Origin of the sequence: Lelliottia nimipressuralis, assembly GCF_004402045.1 — a bacterium.
In the GTDB taxonomy this organism is placed as follows: Bacteria; Pseudomonadota; Gammaproteobacteria; order Enterobacterales; family Enterobacteriaceae; genus Enterobacter; species Enterobacter chinensis.
Window position 1 is genome coordinate 185,098 of record NZ_SOMG01000030.1, and the last position, 17,589, is coordinate 202,686.

Genomic DNA, 17,589 nt, shown 5'->3' on the forward strand with positions numbered 1-17,589 from the left:
CTCACTTTTTGAACGAAGAGGTGAAACGGGAAAACAGCCATCGGCTAGCCAGCGGTAATAACCCCAATAGTGTAAAGGCGAATAGCATGCCCGGCGACAAAATATCGCGGAGCGATGACACGTTTCCCAGCTCGCGTCCGGCGTTCAGAAAGATAACCGTGGCCGGCAGCATGGCGACCTGGCTAACCCACCAGTAGCGACAGACTCCAATGCGGGTCAGACCCATCAGCAAATTCACCAGAAAAAACGGGAACAGCGGCATCAGGCGCAGGGCAAAAAGATAGCCCGCGCCGTCATGCGCTATGCCGGCATTCACCGTTTTCATCTGCTGAGCAAAGCGGCGCTGGACCCAGTCTCGCAGCAGATAACGGCTGGCGAGCATCGCAAGCGTGGCCCCGAGCGTCGAGGCAAACGAGACCAGCACGGTGCCTTCCCACAGGCTAAACAGCGCACCGCCCAGCAGGGTCAAGATTGCCGCGCCGGGTATCGACAGGGCGGAGACCAGCACATAGAGCGCAAAAAAGATCAGCGCGCTTCGTAGCGGTTCGTGGTCAACATGGGAGAGTAACGCCTGTTGGTGAGTTTTAATCCCTTCCAGGGAGAGTGTGCCCGGGGGAAGCACGACAAACGTCAGAACAAATGCGCCCAGAAGGGCGCACAGGAATGCGATTTTTCGACTGTTCACGCGTCATTACAGCTTGAATTTAGCCCACACCGGCGCGTGGTCAGACGGTTTTTCCATGCTGCGGACATCGTAGTCGATCCCGGTTTCAATGCAGCGTTCCGCCAGCGGTGAACTGGCCAGCAGGAGATCGATACGCAGGCCACGGTTGTCGTCAAAGCCTTTTGAGCGGTAGTCAAACCACGAGAAGCGGTCCTGCGTTTCCGGGTTGGCATTGCGGAACGTATCCACCAGGCCCCAGCCCAGCAGGCGCTCCATCCACTCACGCTCTTCCGGCAGGAAGGAGCATTTGCCGGTACGTAACCAGCGCTTGCGGTTCTCTTCGCCAATACCGATATCCAGATCCGTCGGGCTAATATTCATGTCGCCCATAATCAGCACCGGATTCTCTTTTTTGAGTTCGGTTGTCAGGTAGTCCTGCAGATCCTGATAAAACTTCGCTTTGGCCGGGAATTTTGTCTCGTGATCGCGGCTCTCACCCTGCGGGAAATAGCCGTTAATGACCGTGATATTTCCAAGCGCAGAAGGCACTTCCGCCATGATGATGCGACGCTGCGCCTCTTCACCGTCGCCGGGGAAGCCGCGACGCACGGAAACCGGCGGCGCTTTGGTGAGCAGCGCGACGCCATAGTGTCCTTTCTGACCGTGATAAAAGACGTTGTAACCAAGTTTCGCCACCTCTTCGAGGGGGAACATGTCGTCGTGAACCTTGGTCTCCTGCAGGCCGATCACATCTGGCTGATGTTGCTCAACGATAGCTTCAAGCTGATGAGGGCGGGCACGCAGGCCGTTGATATTAAAAGAGACAAATTTCATAGTCGCTGCCAGTGCAAGGTGAATAGTGCAAGGATGGTAGCAGAATTTGCGACAACTGTTACGGGGATCCACCAATAACTGCGACAGATAATGCCAGTGGTGCAATATTTGCACCATTCTGACGCGCTTCGCCCCCAAACAGGGCGTAAATGACCGATAAATTTCGCGAGCGATCACAATTCCAGAATTATATTTGGCTCGTGCATACTCTTTCTGATTTTCATGCGGCAAAGCGCCGCTTGTCGTAAAAATATTCACTTTTTATGCACTAACAGTGAATAACTCCATATTGTAACTCATTGATATTCTGATGCTCCAACCCGTTTATGCATTTTTATCGCTGGCTGGCACGAAGGCTGCAATATACATTCACAGTGCAAACACTCAATTATTTAACATTCAAATAACTTTTTATTTACCGGATGAGGTCGCTATGTCTCTGTCAATTACGCGTGAAAATTTCGATGAATGGATGATGCCGGTTTACGCTCCGGCGGCTTTTATTCCGGTTCGTGGGGAAGGCTCGCGCCTGTGGGATCAGCAGGGTAAAGAGTATATCGACTTTGCAGGTGGGATTGCGGTGAATGCGCTGGGTCATGCACACCCGGCGCTGCGTCAGGCGCTGAACGACCAGGCGGCGAAGTTCTGGCATACCGGCAACGGCTTCACCAACGAGCCTGCGCTGCGTCTGGCCAAAAAGCTGATCGACGCGACGTTTGCTGAAAAAGTCTTTTTCTGTAACTCGGGGGCAGAAGCCAACGAAGCGGCGCTGAAGCTGGCGCGCAAATATGCGCACGATAAATTTGGTACCCACAAGAGCGGCATCGTGGCGTTTAAAAATGCGTTTCACGGGCGCACGCTCTTTACCGTCAGCGCGGGCGGCCAGCCTTCCTACTCGCAGGATTTCGCACCGCTGCCGCCGGATATTCGCCACGGCATCTATAACGATCTGCAGTCCGCCAGCGAGCTGATTAACGACACCACCTGCGCGGTGATCGTAGAGCCGATGCAGGGCGAGGGCGGCGTTCTACCGGCGCAAAAAGCCTTCCTGCAGGGGCTGCGCGAGCTGTGCGACCGTCACGACGCGGTATTGATTTTCGACGAAGTGCAGACCGGCGTGGGCCGCACCGGCGAGCTGTATGCCTATATGCATTACGGCGTCACGCCGGACGTTCTCTCTACCGCAAAAGCGCTGGGCGGTGGCTTCCCGATTGGGGCGATGCTGACCACCGATAAATTCGCCAGCGTGATGACCGTGGGCACCCATGGCACCACCTACGGCGGCAACCCGCTGGCAACCGCCGTTGCCGGACAGGTTCTCGACATCATTAACACGCCTGAGGTGTTGAAAGGCGTTAAACAACGTCACGACTGGTTCGTTGAACGCCTGAATGCCATCAACAGCAAAACGGGGATGTTTAAAGAAATTCGCGGGCTGGGGCTGTTAATTGGCTGTGAACTCACCTCTGAGTTTGCTGGAAAAGCTAAACTTATTTCACAGGAAGCGGCAAAAATGGGCGTGATGGTACTGATTGCCGGTGCCAACGTGGTGCGTTTTGCTCCTGCGCTGATTGTCAGCGAGGAAGAGGTGCAAACCGGTCTGGATCGTTTTGCGCTGGCGTGTGAACAGGTGAAGTCCGGGGTGTCATCATGATGGTCATCCGTCCCGTTGAGCGCGGCGATATCGCCGGGCTCATGCAGCTTGCCGGTAAGACGGGAGGCGGGCTGACCTCGCTTCCTGCCGATGAAAAAACGCTGTCGGCGCGCATTGAGCGCGCCCTGCAAACCTGGCAGGGGACGTTGCCAAAAAGCGAACAGGGGTATGTGTTCGTGCTGGAAGACACCGACACGGGGACCGTGGCCGGGATCTGCGCCATTGAAGTGGCCGTTGGGCTTAACGACCCGTGGTACAACTACCGCGTCGGCACCATGGTTCATGCCTCGAAAGAACTGAACGTCTATAACGCGCTGCCTACGCTGTTTCTCTGTAACGACCACACGGGCGCCAGCGAGCTCTGCACGCTGTTCCTCGACCCGGCGTGGCGCAAAGAGGGCAACGGCTATCTGCTTTCCAAATCGCGCTTTATGTTTATGGCTGCCTTCCGCGATCGCTTTAACGAAAAAGTGGTCGCAGAGATGCGCGGCGTGATCGACGACACCGGATACTCACCGTTCTGGGAGAGCCTGGGCGAGCGCTTCTTCTCAATGGAGTTCAGCCGGGCGGACTACCTGTGCGGTACCGGTCAGAAAGCGTTTATCGCGGAGCTGATGCCAAAGCATCCTATCTATACCCATTTCTTAACGCCGGAAGCGCAGGCGGTGATCGGCGAAGTTCATCCGCAAACCGCGCCTGCCCGCGCGGTGCTGGAGAAAGAGGGCTTCCGCTACCGTAACTATGTCGACATCTTTGACGGTGGGCCTACGCTTGAATGCGATATCGACCGCGTACGCGCAATCCGTAAAAGCCGGCTGGTTGAGGTCTCTGAAGGCCAGCCCGCGCCGGGTGACTGGCCGGCATGCCTTGTGTCGAACGAAAATTACACCAACTTCCGCGCCATGCTGGTGCGGACCAACCCGAAATGTGAACGTCTGGTGCTGACGGCTGCGGAGCTGGATGCCCTGAAATGTAACGCCGGCGATAAGGTTCGCCTGGTGCGTCTCTGCCCTGAGGAGAAAACAGCATGACATTATGGATTAACGGTGACTGGGTCACGGGCGAAGGCGAACAGCGCGTAAAGACCAATCCGGTAGGTAAAGAGGTGCTCTGGAAGGGGAACGACGCCAGCGCCGCGCAGGTAGAACAGGCCTGTCATGCCGCTCGCCGCGCGTTTCCGGCGTGGGCAAAACAGCCTTTCGCCGTGCGCCAGGCAATGGTTGAAAAATTTGCCGGGCTGCTGGAAGCGAACAAAGCCGAACTGACGCGCATCATCGCGTCTGAAACCAGCAAGCCGCGCTGGGAAGCGGCAACGGAAGTGACGGCGATGATCAATAAAATCGCCATTTCGGTGAAGGCGTACCACACCCGCACCGGCGAACAGCACACCGACATGCCGGACGGCGCGGCCACGCTGCGCCACCGCCCGCACGGCGTACTGGCGGTGTTTGGTCCGTACAACTTCCCGGGGCATCTGCCGAATGGCCATATTGTGCCCGCGCTGCTGGCGGGCAATACCGTTATTTTCAAACCGAGTGAGTTAACGCCGCTCACCGGCGAGGCGGTGGTTAAGCTGTGGGAACAGGCTGGCCTGCCGCCGGGCGTGCTGAATCTGGTGCAGGGTGGTCGTGAAACCGGTCAGGCGCTGAGCGCGCTGAGCGATATCGACGGTCTGTTGTTCACCGGCAGCGCCGGTACGGGCTATCACTTGCATCGCCAGCTGGCGGGACAGCCGGAGAAAATTCTGGCGCTGGAGATGGGCGGCAATAACCCGCTGATTGTGGAAGACCCTGATGATATCGACGCCGCGGTGCACCTGACGATTCAGTCCGCCTTTATTACCGCCGGACAGCGCTGCACCTGCGCCCGCCGTTTGCTGGTGAAGCGGGGCGTGCAGGGGGATGCTTTCCTGAAACGTCTGGTAGAGGTGAGCGCGCGTCTGGTGCCAGCCGCGTGGGATGCCGACCCGCAGCCGTTTATCGGTGGGCTGGTTTCCGAGCAGGCCGCGCTGAACGTGCTGAAGGCCTGGCAGGACCACGTCGCGCGCGGCGCGAAAACCTTACTCGAGCCGAAGCAGGTTCAGCCGGGTACCTCGCTGCTGACGCCGGGCATCGTTGAAATGAGCGGGGCGAGCAACGTGCCGGATGAAGAGGTCTTTGGCCCGCTGCTGTGCGTCTGGCGCTACGACGATTTTGATGCGGCCATTGCAATGGCCAATAACACCCGCTACGGCCTGTCGAGCGGGCTGATTTCGCCGCATCGCGAGAAGTTTGAACAACTGCTGCTGGAAGCGCGCGCCGGGATTGTGAATTGGAACAAACCGCTTACGGGTGCGGCGAGTACCGCGCCATTCGGCGGCGTGGGCGCGTCGGGCAACCATCGCGCCAGCGCGTGGTATGCTGCGGATTACTGTGCATGGCCGATGGCGAGCCTGGAAACCCCGGCGCTGACGCTGCCGGAAACGCTCAACCCGGGGCTGGATTTTACCGGAGGGGATCGTCATGAAAGCGCGTGAAGTTAACTTTGACGGGCTGGTGGGGCTGACGCACCACTATGCCGGTCTCTCCTTTGGTAATGAAGCCTCGACGAAGCACCGCTTTCAGGTCTCAAACCCGAAGCTGGCGGCGAAGCAGGGGCTGCTAAAAATGAAGGCGCTGGCGGATGCCGGTTTCCCGCAGGCGGTTATTCCGCCGCAGGAACGCCCGAACGTGGCGGTGTTACGCCAGCTCGGCTTCACCGGCAGCGATGAGCAGGTGGTCGAAAAAGCGGGTACGCAGACGCCGCACCTTCTCTCTGCGGCAAGCTCCGCCTCCTCGATGTGGGTCGCAAACGCCGCGACCGTCGCACCGTCAGCCGATACCCTGGATGGCAAAGTCCATCTGACGGTGGCGAACCTGAATAACAAATTCCACCGCGCCACCGAAGCGGAAACCACCGAGCGCGTGCTGCGCGCCATTTTCAAGCATGACGCCCATTTTGAGGTGCATCAGGCCCTGCCGCAGGTGGCGATGTTTGGCGACGAAGGTGCCGCCAACCATAACCGTCTGGGGGGCGATTACGGCGATCCTGGCGTGCAGCTGTTTATCTACGGGCGCGAGGAGGGTGGTCATTCCGCCCCTGTTCGCTATCCCGCGCGCCAGACGCTGGCGGCCAGCCAGGCGGTCGCCCGCCTGAATCAGGTTAATCCTTCACAGGTAATTTTTGCCCAGCAGAACCCGCAGGTGATCGACCAGGGCGTGTTCCATAACGACGTGATTGCCGTCTCTAACCGCCAGGTGCTGTTCTGCCACGAGCAGGCGTTTGCCCATCAGGATACGCTGCTTGCCACGCTGCGTGAACGCGTGCCTGGATTTATGCCGATTCAGGTGCCAACGCAGGCGGTCAGCGTGCAGGATGCGGTCGAAACGTATCTGTTCAATAGCCAGTTGCTGAGCCGCGATGACGGCAGCATGATGCTGGTCCTGCCGCAAGAGTCCCGGGATCATAACGGAGTGTGGCGATACCTGACGGAGATGGTAAAGGCCGATAACCCGATTGACGAGCTGCGCGTGTTTGACCTGCGTGAAAGCATGGCCAACGGCGGTGGTCCAGCCTGTTTACGCCTGCGCGTGGTATTAACCCAGGACGAAATGCAGGCGGTGAACCCGGCGGTCATGATGAACGATACGCTCTTTACGCGGCTGAATGACTGGGTCGAACGCTACTATCGCGACCGGCTAACGCAGGCTGACCTGGTCGACCCGCAGCTGCTGCGCGAAGGGCGCGAGGCGCTGGACGCGTTAACATCAATCCTGCAGCTGGGATCGGTTTATCCGTTCCAGCGCTAAGGAGTGGGTATGGAAAATTTACTGGCACTGACCCTGGCCGATGAAACGCCGGAACAGAATGAGGGGCAGGGCCCCTCATTCCGCTGGCGTTGGCTGGGGCGCGGGGTGCTTGAGCTGACGCCGGGTGCAAAAAGCGAGCTGTCGCTGCTGCTTTCAACGGGCATCCACGGGAATGAAACGGCGCCCGTTGAGATTGTTGACCTGCTGCTGCGCGCGCTGTATCGCGGAGAGATTGCGCTTACGTGCCGCGTGCTGGTGGTGCTCGGGAATCCGCCTGCGCTGGCGCAAAACAAACGGTATCTGGTGAGTGACATTAACCGCATGTTCGGCGGGCGCTGGTCGCAGTTCCCGCAGAGTGACGAAACGGCGCGGGCACAGTGGCTGGAGAACGTCGTGACCGCGTTTTTTGCGGCTGCGGGACCCGCGCGCTGGCATCTTGATCTGCATACCGCCATTCGCGCGTCTTACCATGTCCGCTTTGGCGTTCTGCCGCAGCGCAATCAGCCGTGGGATGAAGCATTCCTGAGCTGGCTGGGTGACGCGGGGCTGGAGGCGCTGGTATTTCATCAGTCGCCGGGCGGAACGTTTACCCACTTTACCTGTGAAAACTTCGGCGCGCTGGCCTGTACGCTGGAGCTGGGAAAAGCACTGCCGTTCGGCCAGAACGATCTGTCCCGCTTTGCGCCAACGCACCTTGCCCTTCGGGCGCTGCTGGGCGGGACGGTTCCCGAGCACGCGCATCAGCCCGTTGAGCGGTATCGGGTCGTGCAGCAGATCACGCGCCGCAGCGATGCCTTCCTGCTTCATATGGCCGCGCACACCCTGAACTTCACGCCGTTTCGCAAAGGGGCGCTGCTGGCTGAAGATGGCGAAGAGCGTTACGAGGTACAAAAAAAAACCGAGTATGTTTTATTCCCGAATCCCACCGTGGCGTTTGGCCTGCGAGCCGGACTGATGCTGGAAAAAATATCCTGAACGTTTCCCCTCTTGTCATCCGGGAGGGGAAATACAATCTCTTTTCTTAACGTTTAAAGCGCTCACCCTTCTTTTGCGGAATATTCCTGGTGAATTGCTTTATTATTAATCTTCACTTCGCTATACTTCTGCTTAATTTCTTTAAAATCATCGTATTGAATATTTTTTGTTGCAACTCTCCACGCTTTATCCTTATTTCCTCCACATTTGGCGAAAATTTGTTTTTTACACTTTCATTGTTTTACCGTTGCTCTGACTAATTGACGATAAACCCCGTAAAGTTAATCTCGTCAACACGGCATAGCGCCGAAGAATAACTGAAAGAAAGGAAATAAATTATGCGTAAGTTTACTGCACTGTTTGTTGCTTCTACCCTGGCTCTGGGCGCTACTAGCATGGCGTTCGCCGCAGATACCGCGACCACTACCGCTGCTGCGCCTGCTGAAGGCAAAATGATGATGCATCATAAAGGCAAGCCGGGTATGCACAACGAGATGATGATGTTTAAGGATCTCAACCTGACGGATGCGCAGAAGCAGCAGATCCGCGACATCAAGAAAAGCGAACGCGACCAGATGAAACGTCCTCCGCTTGAAGAGCGTCGTGCGATGCATGACATCATCGCCAGCGACAGCTTCGATAAGGCGAAAGCCGAAGCGCAGATCGACAAAATGGCCGAGCAGCACAAAGCCCGCATGCTGGCTCATATGGAAACCCAGAATAAGATCTACAACATTCTGACGCCGGAACAGAAAAAACAATTTAATGCGAATTTTGAGAAGCGTCTGACAGAACGTCCGGCGATGGAAGGTAAAATGCCAGCACCAACCGAATAATCGGTTCACTCTCTTAAGACCGCCGGGATCCTGTCCACAAAAGCGCAACCGCTGTGGACAGGACCGGCGGTTTTTCTTTCCTGCCCTCTTGTCTGCCGCCGCCAGCGCGGTATTCTCCTGTAGTCGCTTCAGAGAATGTTTGTAGAGTCATGGCGTTAGAATTTTTATTAACGTTCTGCTAAGGCCTGTCCGCTCTGCTGCCGATACTGTGTCTGTGAATACCCAACGATAACAAACAAGACAGCAACGATAGCGATATCCTTGCCCTGGCACGGGTTGTGCCATTCAGGAGTGGTGATGGAGTTCTTTGATATCCGTAAGATGCCGGTCAGCCTCTGGCGCAATGGTGCTGGCGAAACGCGTGAGATTTGTTGTTTCCCTCCCGCGACGCGCGATTTTCACTGGCGTGCCAGTATCGCGACTATCGCCAGCAACGGCGAATTCTCCTCTTTCCCCGGCGTCGATCGGGTGATTACCTTGCTGGAAGGAGGGGAGGTGACGCTCGATGCCGGTCAGGCGTTCTTTCATATCCTCAAGCACCATCAGCCCTACAGTTTTGCCGGCGACCTGCCGGTAAAGGCGCTGCTTTCGGATGGAAAGATGGCGATGGACTTCAACATTATGACCCGTCGCGACTGCTGTCAGGCGAAGGTGCGCGTTGCCGACCGTACCTTTACCACCTTTGGAACACGCGGGGGCGTGGTCTTCGTGTTAAGCGGTGCATGGCAGTTGGGCGATAAATTGCTGACAGCCGATCAGGGTGCCAGCTGGGAGGAGGGGACCCATACTCTGCGTCTGCTGGAGCCTCAGGGTACCCTGTTGTTCAGCGAAATCACGTGGCTGCCAGGTCATTGAGCACAATGACCTCAAACTTACCGGCTAAAACGGGTTTACAGAGAATTTTGTAGCCATCGTGGTCAAACCCGGCGGGCGTGCGCAACAAGGTTGCCGCGTCGTTGATGTCGTCGACGGCGCCCAGCCAGAACCAGTTGTTGACAATGTGATATTGGGTCATCGCTTCACCCACTTCTTTTAGCGCGACGGCATTTTCCCACGGCCAGCAGTTAACGCTGATGGTCGCCAGGCCTGCGAGGAGCCGGGCGTGATGCGCCTCAACGCTCTCTTTCCCACAGCAGGCGCCCGCACAGCGCTTCAGCGCGGATCGGAAACAGGCGCGCCTGCGGGTGGTTGCCTCCAGACCCAAAAGGCTGTAGCAAAGCTGTAGATCGTCCGCCAGCGTTTGCAGCGCCTGGAGTGCGGCACGTTTATTGGCGAACAGCCCATAGAGATTCGGGGCATGAGAAAAATCGACTTCGCGCGCGTAGACAACCTGCGGTTTGCCGGCGGTTATCTGCAGGGAGCAGAGCTGACGATTGCGGCGCAGGCGCTTATTGAACAACGGTTGTTGTTCTTTGATTAACCGCGCTTCCAGTAATAACGCGCCCATTTCTCCCGCCGTCTGGAACCAGGTAATACGTCGCGACTGGCGCAGCATGGCGGCCTCGTCCGGCGTACGCAGATGGGATAACACCCGGCTTCGAATATTGACGCTTTTGCCGATATAGAGCGGCAGAGTGTCGCTTTCACCGTGAAAAATGTACACGCCCGGCAGCTTAGGCAGTGCCTCAAGCCAGGGGCGAAGGTGCTCGGGATATTCGTAGATAGCCGCCGCTTCAAACTCAAGACGCGGGGCGGATTGACGCCTGCTCACATACCACTCCATATACTGTTCAGGTATACAGTGTAGCAGGTGTGTGGTGGTTAAAAAAGAGCCGGGTGGCGCTGCGCTTACCCGGCCTACGAAACGGGGTTGCCGTTTTGCGTTTATTTTTTCCAGAAATCGTCAAACACCGTAATCGGAGGGCGACGTTTGTGTTCGGTTTTCAGATACCAGCTTTCGATGATTTTCGCGGTACCGTCATCCAGTTTTTTACCTTCCAGATAATCATCAATGTTGTCATAGGTGACGCCAAGGGCCGCTTCATCCGGCAGGGAAGGACGATCGTCCTCCAGATCCGCTGTCGGTGCTTTCTTATAGAGATGCTCAGGGCAGCCCAGAGCGGCAAGCAGCTGCTTACCCTGACGCTTGTTGAGGCGGAAGATCGGGTTAATGTCGGTGCCGCCGTCGCCGTATTTGGTGAAGAAACCGGTGATCGCTTCTGCCGCATGGTCGGTGCCTACGACGACGCCTTTGGTCATCCCGGCGATGCTGTACTGCGCTTTCATGCGCTCGCGGGCTTTCTCGTTGCCGCGAACAAAATCGCTTAGCTCAATACCCGCTTCGCGCAGCGCCTGCTCGCTTGCCAGCACCGATCCTTTAATATTGACGGTGAGCACGCGGTCAGGCTGGATAAAGGCAATGGCGTCCTGGCAATCCTGCTCGTCGGCCTGTACGCCATAAGGAAGACGTACAGCGATAAACTGCAGCGTCTCATCGCCCGTCTCGTCGCGCAGCTCTGAAATCGCCATCTGGCAGAGCTTGCCGGTCAGCGTCGAATCCTGGCCGCCGCTGATGCCCAGCACCAAAGATTTCAGGAAAGAGTTCGTTTTTAAATACGATTTTAAAAAATCCACGCTGCGGCGGATCTCTTCATTTGCATCTACCGCGGGCTTCGCGCCCAGCGCCTGGATAATCTCTTGTTGCAGAGCCATCACGCCCCCCATAAACAGAATGTGTTAACTGTTAAAACTAACCCTTTGGGCGAGAAACGACAAGGATCACAGTTTCGAGTGCGTTAATTTGCGTCGATTTAGCAGGTTATCGTTGTTTTATTAGAATTTTCCGAAATTCGTCTGGCACAATTCACAAAGTTGAACAATAGTACTTTTTATCCCATGCTTAGATAACACGCTGATAAACAAGAGGACGGAATATGAACAAGAACGTAGCAGGAATTCTTAGCGCAGCGGCGGTACTGACTATGCTGGCAGGGTGTACGGCTTACGATCGCACCAAGGATCAGTTTACGCAGCCCGTAGTGAAAGACGTCAAAAAAGGGATGACCCGTTCGCAGGTGGCTGCGATTGCCGGTAAACCTTCTTCTGAAGTGACCATGATTCATGCGAAAGGGACCTGCCAGACCTATATCCTGGGTCAACGTGATGGTAAGGCAGAAACCTACTTTGTCGCCTTGGATGATACCGGTCATGTTATTAACTCCGGCTATCAGACCTGTGCTGAATACGATACCGATCCGCAGGCACCTAAGGCGCAGTAACGCTGCTTACCTGAGAATGTTAACAAACCGGCCCATGGGCCGGTTTTTTTATGCATACGTAAATCTTATTTCTTTGCGCGAATTATTTGCCCGAAATGTGAAGGGAGTCAACAAGCCAGGTCAATGAGAGACAATTTGAGTCTATCCAGAATTATCCCCTGTCTGTACCATTGCGTATACTCACTCCAACGACAAACAACAGTACGCAAGCTACCTGTCTGCCGGGACAGCGAGTCGAGTGATAGCGCGATGGCAGGTAGTCATACAAGAGGGAAATTACGATGGAAAAGAAACATATCTACCTGTTCTGCTCAGCGGGCATGTCAACCTCACTGCTGGTGTCAAAGATGCGTGCGCAGGCTGAAAAGTATGAAGTCCCTGTGGTGATTGAAGCGTTTCCAGAGACGCTGGCGGGCGAAAAGGGCCAGACCGCCGACGTTGTTTTACTGGGACCGCAAATTGCCTATATGTTGCCCGAAATACAACGACTGTTACCCAATAAACCGGTCGAGGTGATCGACTCGGGGCTGTACGGCAAGATTGATGGTTTAGGTGTACTGAAAGCTGCTGTGGCAGCAATTAAAAAAGCTGCTAATTAATTTTTATTTTTCCCGTCAAAGAGTAATTTCACACACAATTACGCCGTAACCTCTGTTGCGGCATTTAAGGGTATTTTCCTATGAGTAAAGTCATCGCTTCACTTGAAAAGGTACTCCTTCCTTTTGCTGTTAAAATAGGAAAGCAGCCTCACGTTAATGCCATCAAAAACGGCTTTATTAAATTAATGCCGTTGACGCTGGCCGGGGCCATGTTCGTTTTAATTAACAACGTTTTTCTGAGCTTTGGTGAAGGTTCCTTCTTTTATTCATTAGGAATTCGGTTAGACGCGTCCACTATTGAAACCCTTAACGGTTTAAAAGCCATCGGCGGCAACGTCTATAACGGTACGTTGGGGATTATGTCGCTGATGGCGCCTTTCTTTATTGGGATGGCGCTGGCAGAAGAGCGGAAAGTGGATCCACTTGCCGCCGGGTTATTATCCGTTGCCGCCTTTATGACCGTAACCCCTTACAGCGTCGGTGAAGCCTATGCCGTTGGTGCCAACTGGCTGGGCGGGGCTAACATCATCTCCGGTATTGTTATCGGTCTGGTGGTGGCGGAGATGTTCACCTTTATTATCCGTCGCAACTGGGTTATCAGCCTGCCGGATAGCGTACCGGCATCTGTATCTCGTTCATTTTCCGCGTTGATTCCAGGCTTCATTATCCTCTCCATTATGGGGATTATTGCCTGGGCGCTTTCTCACTGGGGCACGAACTTCCACCAGATCATCATGGATTCTATCTCTACGCCGCTGGCGTCGATGGGTGGCGTGGTTGGTTGGGCGTATGTGATTTTCACTTCTCTGCTGTGGTTCTTCGGCGTGCATGGTTCACTGGCACTGGCCGCGCTGGACAGCGGGATTATGACCCCATGGGCACTGGAAAACGTTGCGCTTTACCAGCAGTACGGCTCCGTTGACGCGGCGCTGGCAGCGGGTAAAACCTTCCATGTGTGGGCGAAGCCGATGCTTGACTCCTATATCTTCCTGGGTGGTACCGGGGCGACCTTGGGTCTGATCATCGCGGTCTTTATTGTCTCTCGTCGCGCTGATTACCGTCAGGTCGCGAAGCTGGCGCTGCCATCAGGCATCTTCCAGATTAACGAACCGATTCTGTTCGGTCTGCCAATCATCATGAACCCGGTGATGTTCATTCCGTTCATCCTGATTCAGCCGCTGCTGGCCGCTATTACCCTGACGGCGTATTACATGGGCATCATTCCGCCAGTCACCAACATTGCACCGTGGACCATGCCGGCGGGTCTGGGCGCCTTCTTCAACACCAACGGTAGCGTTGCAGCCTTCCTGCTGGCGATATTCAACCTCGGGATTGCAACCCTGCTCTATATGCCGTTTGTGGCGATTGCGAACAAAGCCGCCACCATCATCGATGAAGAAGAGAGCGAAGAGGATATTGCCCTCTCATTGAAATTCTAAGATTGACCGGCGCGGGGCAGCTCGCGCCAGCCACAAGGAGCTTAAAGATGTTAGATTTGGATAGTATCGTTGCAGAAGAAACCGCAGAGAACGATCTCGAAGAAGTGGTGATGGGTCTTATCATCAACTCCGGGCAGGCCCGCAGCCTGGCGTATGCCGCACTCAAGCAGGCCAAGCAGGGGGATTTCGCCGCCGCGAAAACCATGATGGACCAGTCCCGTATGGCGCTGAATGAAGCGCACCTGGTGCAGACAAAGCTGATTGAAGGTGATCAGGGTGAAGGAAAAATGAAGGTCAGTCTGGTGCTGGTCCACGCGCAGGATCATCTGATGACGTCGATGCTGGCGCGTGAGCTGGTGGCGGAGCTAATCGAGCTTCACGAGAAGATGCAGTAAGTCAGACTGAGTGGCAGGAGGTCAGCACGATGGAAATTAAAACCGCACTTGAGCAGCAGCTGTTTAATGGCAAGAATTTTCACGTGGTTATCTACAACAAGACGGAAAGCGCCAGTGGTCTGCACCAGCATGACTACTACGAGTTCACGATTGTTCTGACCGGTCGCTACTACCAGGAGATCAACGGCAAGCGCGTTCTGCTCGAACGAGGGGATTTTGTCTTCCTGCCGATGGGATCCCATCACCAGAGCTTTTACGAATTTGGTGCGACCCGCATTCTGAACGTGGGCGTCAGCAGACGCTTCTTTGAGAAGCACTACCTGCCGCTGGTGCCGTTCTGTTTTGTGGCGTCCCAGGTCTATCGGGTCAAAAACGAGTTCATGACCTGGATTGAAACGGTAATTGCCTCGCTTAACTTCCGCGACAATGAATTTGATGAGTTTATTGAAACGGTCACCTTCTACGTGATGAACCGACTGCGTCATCATCGTGAAGAGCAGCAGGTGACGGATGATATCCCGCAATGGCTGCGCAGCACCGTTGAACTGATGCACGATAAAGGTCAGTTCAGCGAAAACGCGCTGGAAAATATGGTCTCTCTGTCGGGAAAATCCCAGGAATATCTGACCCGTGCGACGCAGCGTTATTATCGTAAAACGCCCGTGCAGATTATTAATGAAATCCGCATTAACTTTGCCAAAAAACAGCTGGAAATTACCAACTATTCTGTCACCGATATTGCTTATGAGTCCGGTTACAGTAGCCCCAGCCTGTTTATAAAAACCTTTAAGAAATTTACCTCATTCACACCAAACAGTTACCGGAAAAATTTGACGGTAATTAATTAGTACCTGGCGATTTCATTCGCCACAAATATTGCCTTGATTGCTTGCCCAAATAGCGGGAAGAGTCCGCTATACCTTGCAGGCGATTAACCTGATACACGAAGGGAGATGTTATGCAAAAGAAATTAAAAGTCGTGACCATTGGTGGCGGCAGCAGCTATACCCCGGAATTACTGGAAGGTTTCCTGAAACGTTATCATGAATTACCGGTCAGCGAATTATGGCTGGTTGACGTTGAGGAAGGTCAGGAAAAACTGAATATCATTTTCGACCTGTGCAAACGAATGGTTGAAAAAGCCGGTGTACCCTTGACCGTGCATAAGACGCTCGATCGTCGCCAGGCATTAAAAGACGCTGACTTCGTGACCACCCAGCTGCGCGTGGGCCAGCTCAAAGCGCGTGAACTGGACGAACGCATTCCCCTGAGCCACGGTTATCTGGGGCAGGAAACCAACGGCGCGGGCGGCTTGTTTAAAGGTCTGCGCACCATTCCGGTCATTTTCGACATCGTCAAAGATGTGCAGGAGGTCTGCCCGAACGCGTGGGTGATTAACTTTACCAACCCGGCCGGGATGGTGACCGAGGCGGTTTATCGCCACACCGGGTTCAAACGGTTTATCGGCGTCTGTAATATTCCGATTGGCATGAAAATGTTCATTCGTGACGTGCTGGAGCTGACCGACAACGACGATCTCTCTATCGATCTGTTCGGCCTGAACCACATGGTGTTTATTAAAGACGTTATCGTGAACGGAAAATCGCGTTTTGCCGAACTGCTCGACGGTGTGGCTTCCGGCCGCCTGACTGCCGCATCGGTGAAAAATATCTTCGATCTGCCGTTCAGCGAAGGGTTAATCCGCTCCCTGAATCTGCTGCCATGCTCTTATCTGCTCTACTACTTCAAGCAGAAAGAGATGCTGGCTATCGAAATGGGCGAGTACTATAAAGGCGGAGCGCGTGCACAAATAGTACAGAAAGTTGAGAAACAGCTGTTTGATTTGTATAAAGATCCGAACCTGAACGTCAAACCGAAAGAACTTGAGCAGCGCGGCGGGGCCTACTACTCCGATGCCGCATGTGAAGTCATCAACGCCATTTACAATGACAAGCAGGCGGAGCACTACGTTAACGTGCCGCATCACGGTCACATCGACAACATCCCGGCTGACTGGGCCGTTGAGATGACCTGCATCCTGGGGCGCGATGGCGCAAAACCTCATCCGCGCATCACCCATTTTGATGATAAGGTCATGGGTCTTATCCACACCATCAAAGGCTTTGAAGTGGCTGCCAGCAACGCGGCGCTAAGCGGTGAACTCAATGACGTGCTGCTGGCGCTGAACCTTAGCCCGCTGGTGCATTCTGACCGCGATGCGGAGCAGCTGGCCAGGGAGATGATTCTGGCGCATGAAAAATGGTTGCCGAACTTTGCCGCCACGATCGAGAAGCTGAAGTTCAAACAGCACTGAGAGGATGCACAATGGAAAACCTGCTGATCGTTAATGCCGATGATTTTGGCCTCTCGAAAGGCCAAAACTACGGCATTATTGAAGCCTGTCGCCGGGGGGTTGTGACCTCTACAACGGCTTTGGTTAATGGTGAAGCGGTTGAACACGCGGCGCAGCTGAGCCGCGAAGTGCCAGCGCTGGGCGTCGGCATGCATTTTGTGCTGACGCTCGGGATGCCGCTTTCGCCGATGCCTGGCCTGACCCGCGAAGGACATCTGGGCAAGTGGATTTGGGAACTGGCGGAGCAGGGCGCTCTGCCGCTTGATGAGATTACCCGCGAACTGGAGTGTCAGTTCAACCGCTTTGTTGACGTGTTTGGTCAGGCACCGACGCACATCGACAGCCATCACCACGTGCATATGATCCCGGCGATTTTCCCGATTGTCGCGGCGTTTACTCAGCGCAAGGGCGTGGCGATGCGTGTGGATCGCGAGATACGCGGGTTGCCGGAGTGCGCGGTGACAACCACAGCGGGGTTCAGCAGCGCGTTTTATGGCGATGAAATCGACGAAGCGCTGTTCCTGAAGGTGCTGGATGATTCCGCCGCCCGTGGTGAAACGTCGGTGGAAGTGATGGCGCATCCTGCCTTTGTGGATAATACCGTGCGTAAGAGCGCCTACTGCTGGCCGCGTCTGGCGGAGCTGGATGTGCTGACGTCGGCCTCGCTGAAATACGCCATTGCAGAGCGTGGGTATCGGTTGGGGACTTTCGGGGATCTTTAAAACAAAGCCCGGTGGCGGCTTCGCCTTACCGGGCCTACAAAACCAGTCGAAATGTAGGCCGGGTAAGCGCAAG

General features: G+C 55.2%; 18 protein-coding genes. 14 read left to right on the top strand and 4 right to left on the bottom strand.

The features are described 5' to 3' along the window. Position 1: 1 nt before the first annotated feature. Positions 2-685: a TVP38/TMEM64 family protein gene (locus E3U32_RS18490; protein WP_134349938.1), complete on the bottom strand. Its 684-nt coding sequence runs from the start codon at positions 683-685 to the stop codon at positions 2-4. A 6-nt stretch (positions 686-691) separates the two neighbouring features. Next, positions 692-1,498: an exodeoxyribonuclease III gene (gene xthA / locus E3U32_RS18495; protein WP_134349939.1), complete on the bottom strand. Its 807-nt coding sequence runs from the start codon at positions 1,496-1,498 to the stop codon at positions 692-694. A 433-nt stretch (positions 1,499-1,931) separates the two neighbouring features. Between xthA and astC the strand changes: the two genes are divergently transcribed. From astC to ves, 7 genes are all read left to right on the top strand, one after another. Then, a complete protein-coding gene (gene astC / locus E3U32_RS18500) occupies positions 1,932-3,152 on the top strand; it encodes a succinylornithine/acetylornithine transaminase (RefSeq protein ID WP_134349940.1) in 1,221 nt (406 codons plus the stop codon). Beyond that, positions 3,149-4,183, top strand: a complete 1,035-nt coding sequence (astA, locus tag E3U32_RS18505; RefSeq protein ID WP_134349941.1) for an arginine N-succinyltransferase — start codon at positions 3,149-3,151, stop codon at positions 4,181-4,183. The genes astC and astA overlap by 4 nt, the downstream gene beginning before the upstream one ends. Beyond that, complete coding sequence (gene astD, locus E3U32_RS18510) at positions 4,180-5,667, top strand: succinylglutamate-semialdehyde dehydrogenase (protein ID WP_134349942.1); 1,488 nt, start codon at positions 4,180-4,182, stop codon at positions 5,665-5,667. Before astA ends, astD begins: the two co-directional genes overlap by 4 nt. Further along, the gene (gene astB / locus E3U32_RS18515; protein ID WP_134349943.1) at positions 5,654-6,979 is read left to right on the top strand and encodes an N-succinylarginine dihydrolase; all 1,326 of its coding nucleotides are present in this window, start codon (positions 5,654-5,656) and stop codon (positions 6,977-6,979) included. The genes astD and astB overlap by 14 nt, the downstream gene beginning before the upstream one ends. Before the next feature lie 9 nt (positions 6,980-6,988). Then, positions 6,989-7,954, top strand: coding sequence for a succinylglutamate desuccinylase (astE, locus tag E3U32_RS18520; protein WP_134349944.1), 966 nt, complete (start codon positions 6,989-6,991; stop codon positions 7,952-7,954). A gap of 338 nt (positions 7,955-8,292) precedes the next feature. Further along, the gene (gene spy, locus E3U32_RS18525; protein WP_134349945.1) at positions 8,293-8,790 is read left to right on the top strand and encodes an ATP-independent periplasmic protein-refolding chaperone Spy; all 498 of its coding nucleotides are present in this window, start codon (positions 8,293-8,295) and stop codon (positions 8,788-8,790) included. 297 nt (positions 8,791-9,087) lie between these two features. After that, a complete protein-coding gene (ves, locus tag E3U32_RS18530) occupies positions 9,088-9,645 on the top strand; it encodes an environmental stress-induced protein Ves (protein ID WP_134349946.1) in 558 nt (185 codons plus the stop codon). Here the strand turns inward: ves and cho are convergent. Together cho and nadE are read right to left on the bottom strand one after the other, a co-directional pair. Then, the gene (gene cho, locus E3U32_RS18535; RefSeq protein ID WP_134349947.1) at positions 9,623-10,501 is read right to left on the bottom strand and encodes an excinuclease Cho; all 879 of its coding nucleotides are present in this window, start codon (positions 10,499-10,501) and stop codon (positions 9,623-9,625) included. The two genes, ves and cho, sit on opposite strands and share 23 nt — an antisense overlap. Positions 10,502-10,614: 113 nt before the next feature. Further along, a complete protein-coding gene (nadE, locus tag E3U32_RS18540; RefSeq protein WP_134349948.1) occupies positions 10,615-11,442 on the bottom strand; it encodes an ammonia-dependent NAD(+) synthetase in 828 nt (275 codons plus the stop codon). Positions 11,443-11,663: 221 nt separating this feature from the next. Here nadE and osmE point away from each other — a divergent pair, with 221 nt between their 5' ends. From osmE to chbG, 7 genes are all read left to right on the top strand, one after another. Beyond that, positions 11,664-12,008, top strand: coding sequence for an osmotically-inducible lipoprotein OsmE (osmE, locus tag E3U32_RS18545; protein WP_010430142.1), 345 nt, complete (start codon positions 11,664-11,666; stop codon positions 12,006-12,008). Between the two features lie 281 nt (positions 12,009-12,289). Beyond that, the gene (gene chbB, locus E3U32_RS18550) at positions 12,290-12,607 is read left to right on the top strand and encodes a PTS N,N'-diacetylchitobiose transporter subunit IIB (RefSeq protein ID WP_008500676.1); all 318 of its coding nucleotides are present in this window, start codon (positions 12,290-12,292) and stop codon (positions 12,605-12,607) included. Between the two features lie 80 nt (positions 12,608-12,687). Next, positions 12,688-14,046: a PTS N,N'-diacetylchitobiose transporter subunit IIC gene (chbC, locus tag E3U32_RS18555; protein ID WP_134349949.1), complete on the top strand. Its 1,359-nt coding sequence runs from the start codon at positions 12,688-12,690 to the stop codon at positions 14,044-14,046. Between the two features lie 47 nt (positions 14,047-14,093). After that, the gene (gene chbA / locus E3U32_RS18560) at positions 14,094-14,441 is read left to right on the top strand and encodes a PTS N,N'-diacetylchitobiose transporter subunit IIA (protein WP_134349950.1); all 348 of its coding nucleotides are present in this window, start codon (positions 14,094-14,096) and stop codon (positions 14,439-14,441) included. A gap of 29 nt (positions 14,442-14,470) precedes the next feature. Beyond that, positions 14,471-15,289 (top strand): transcriptional regulator ChbR, encoded by an 819-nt coding sequence (gene chbR, locus E3U32_RS18565; RefSeq protein WP_059310970.1) that lies wholly within the window; start codon positions 14,471-14,473, stop codon positions 15,287-15,289. Between the two features lie 110 nt (positions 15,290-15,399). After that, positions 15,400-16,755, top strand: a complete 1,356-nt coding sequence (locus E3U32_RS18570; RefSeq protein WP_134349951.1) for a 6-phospho-beta-glucosidase — start codon at positions 15,400-15,402, stop codon at positions 16,753-16,755. A gap of 11 nt (positions 16,756-16,766) precedes the next feature. After that, positions 16,767-17,516, top strand: coding sequence for a chitin disaccharide deacetylase (gene chbG, locus E3U32_RS18575; RefSeq protein ID WP_134349952.1), 750 nt, complete (start codon positions 16,767-16,769; stop codon positions 17,514-17,516). Positions 17,517-17,589 lie beyond the last annotated feature (73 nt).

What these genes read in the sequence shown, in the direction of transcription:
- ves (WP_134349946.1), top strand. Translation starts at nt 9,088, where the DNA reads ATGGAGTTCTTTGATATCCGTAAGATGCCGGTCAGCCTCTGGCGCAAT.
- E3U32_RS18570 (WP_134349951.1), top strand. Translation starts at nt 15,400, where the DNA reads ATGCAAAAGAAATTAAAAGTCGTGACCATTGGTGGCGGCAGCAGCTAT.
- chbC (WP_134349949.1), top strand. Translation starts at nt 12,688, where the DNA reads ATGAGTAAAGTCATCGCTTCACTTGAAAAGGTACTCCTTCCTTTTGCT.
- astB (WP_134349943.1), top strand. Translation starts at nt 5,654, where the DNA reads ATGAAAGCGCGTGAAGTTAACTTTGACGGGCTGGTGGGGCTGACGCAC.
- chbR (WP_059310970.1), top strand. Translation starts at nt 14,471, where the DNA reads ATGGAAATTAAAACCGCACTTGAGCAGCAGCTGTTTAATGGCAAGAAT.
- astD (WP_134349942.1), top strand. Translation starts at nt 4,180, where the DNA reads ATGACATTATGGATTAACGGTGACTGGGTCACGGGCGAAGGCGAACAG.
- spy (WP_134349945.1), top strand. Translation starts at nt 8,293, where the DNA reads ATGCGTAAGTTTACTGCACTGTTTGTTGCTTCTACCCTGGCTCTGGGC.
- xthA (WP_134349939.1), bottom strand. Translation starts at nt 1,498, where the DNA reads ATGAAATTTGTCTCTTTTAATATCAACGGCCTGCGTGCCCGCCCTCAT.
- chbB (WP_008500676.1), top strand. Translation starts at nt 12,290, where the DNA reads ATGGAAAAGAAACATATCTACCTGTTCTGCTCAGCGGGCATGTCAACC.
- astC (WP_134349940.1), top strand. Translation starts at nt 1,932, where the DNA reads ATGTCTCTGTCAATTACGCGTGAAAATTTCGATGAATGGATGATGCCG.
- nadE (WP_134349948.1), bottom strand. Translation starts at nt 11,442, where the DNA reads ATGGCTCTGCAACAAGAGATTATCCAGGCGCTGGGCGCGAAGCCCGCG.
- astA (WP_134349941.1), top strand. Translation starts at nt 3,149, where the DNA reads ATGATGGTCATCCGTCCCGTTGAGCGCGGCGATATCGCCGGGCTCATG.
- chbG (WP_134349952.1), top strand. Translation starts at nt 16,767, where the DNA reads ATGGAAAACCTGCTGATCGTTAATGCCGATGATTTTGGCCTCTCGAAA.
- astE (WP_134349944.1), top strand. Translation starts at nt 6,989, where the DNA reads ATGGAAAATTTACTGGCACTGACCCTGGCCGATGAAACGCCGGAACAG.
- chbA (WP_134349950.1), top strand. Translation starts at nt 14,094, where the DNA reads ATGTTAGATTTGGATAGTATCGTTGCAGAAGAAACCGCAGAGAACGAT.
- osmE (WP_010430142.1), top strand. Translation starts at nt 11,664, where the DNA reads ATGAACAAGAACGTAGCAGGAATTCTTAGCGCAGCGGCGGTACTGACT.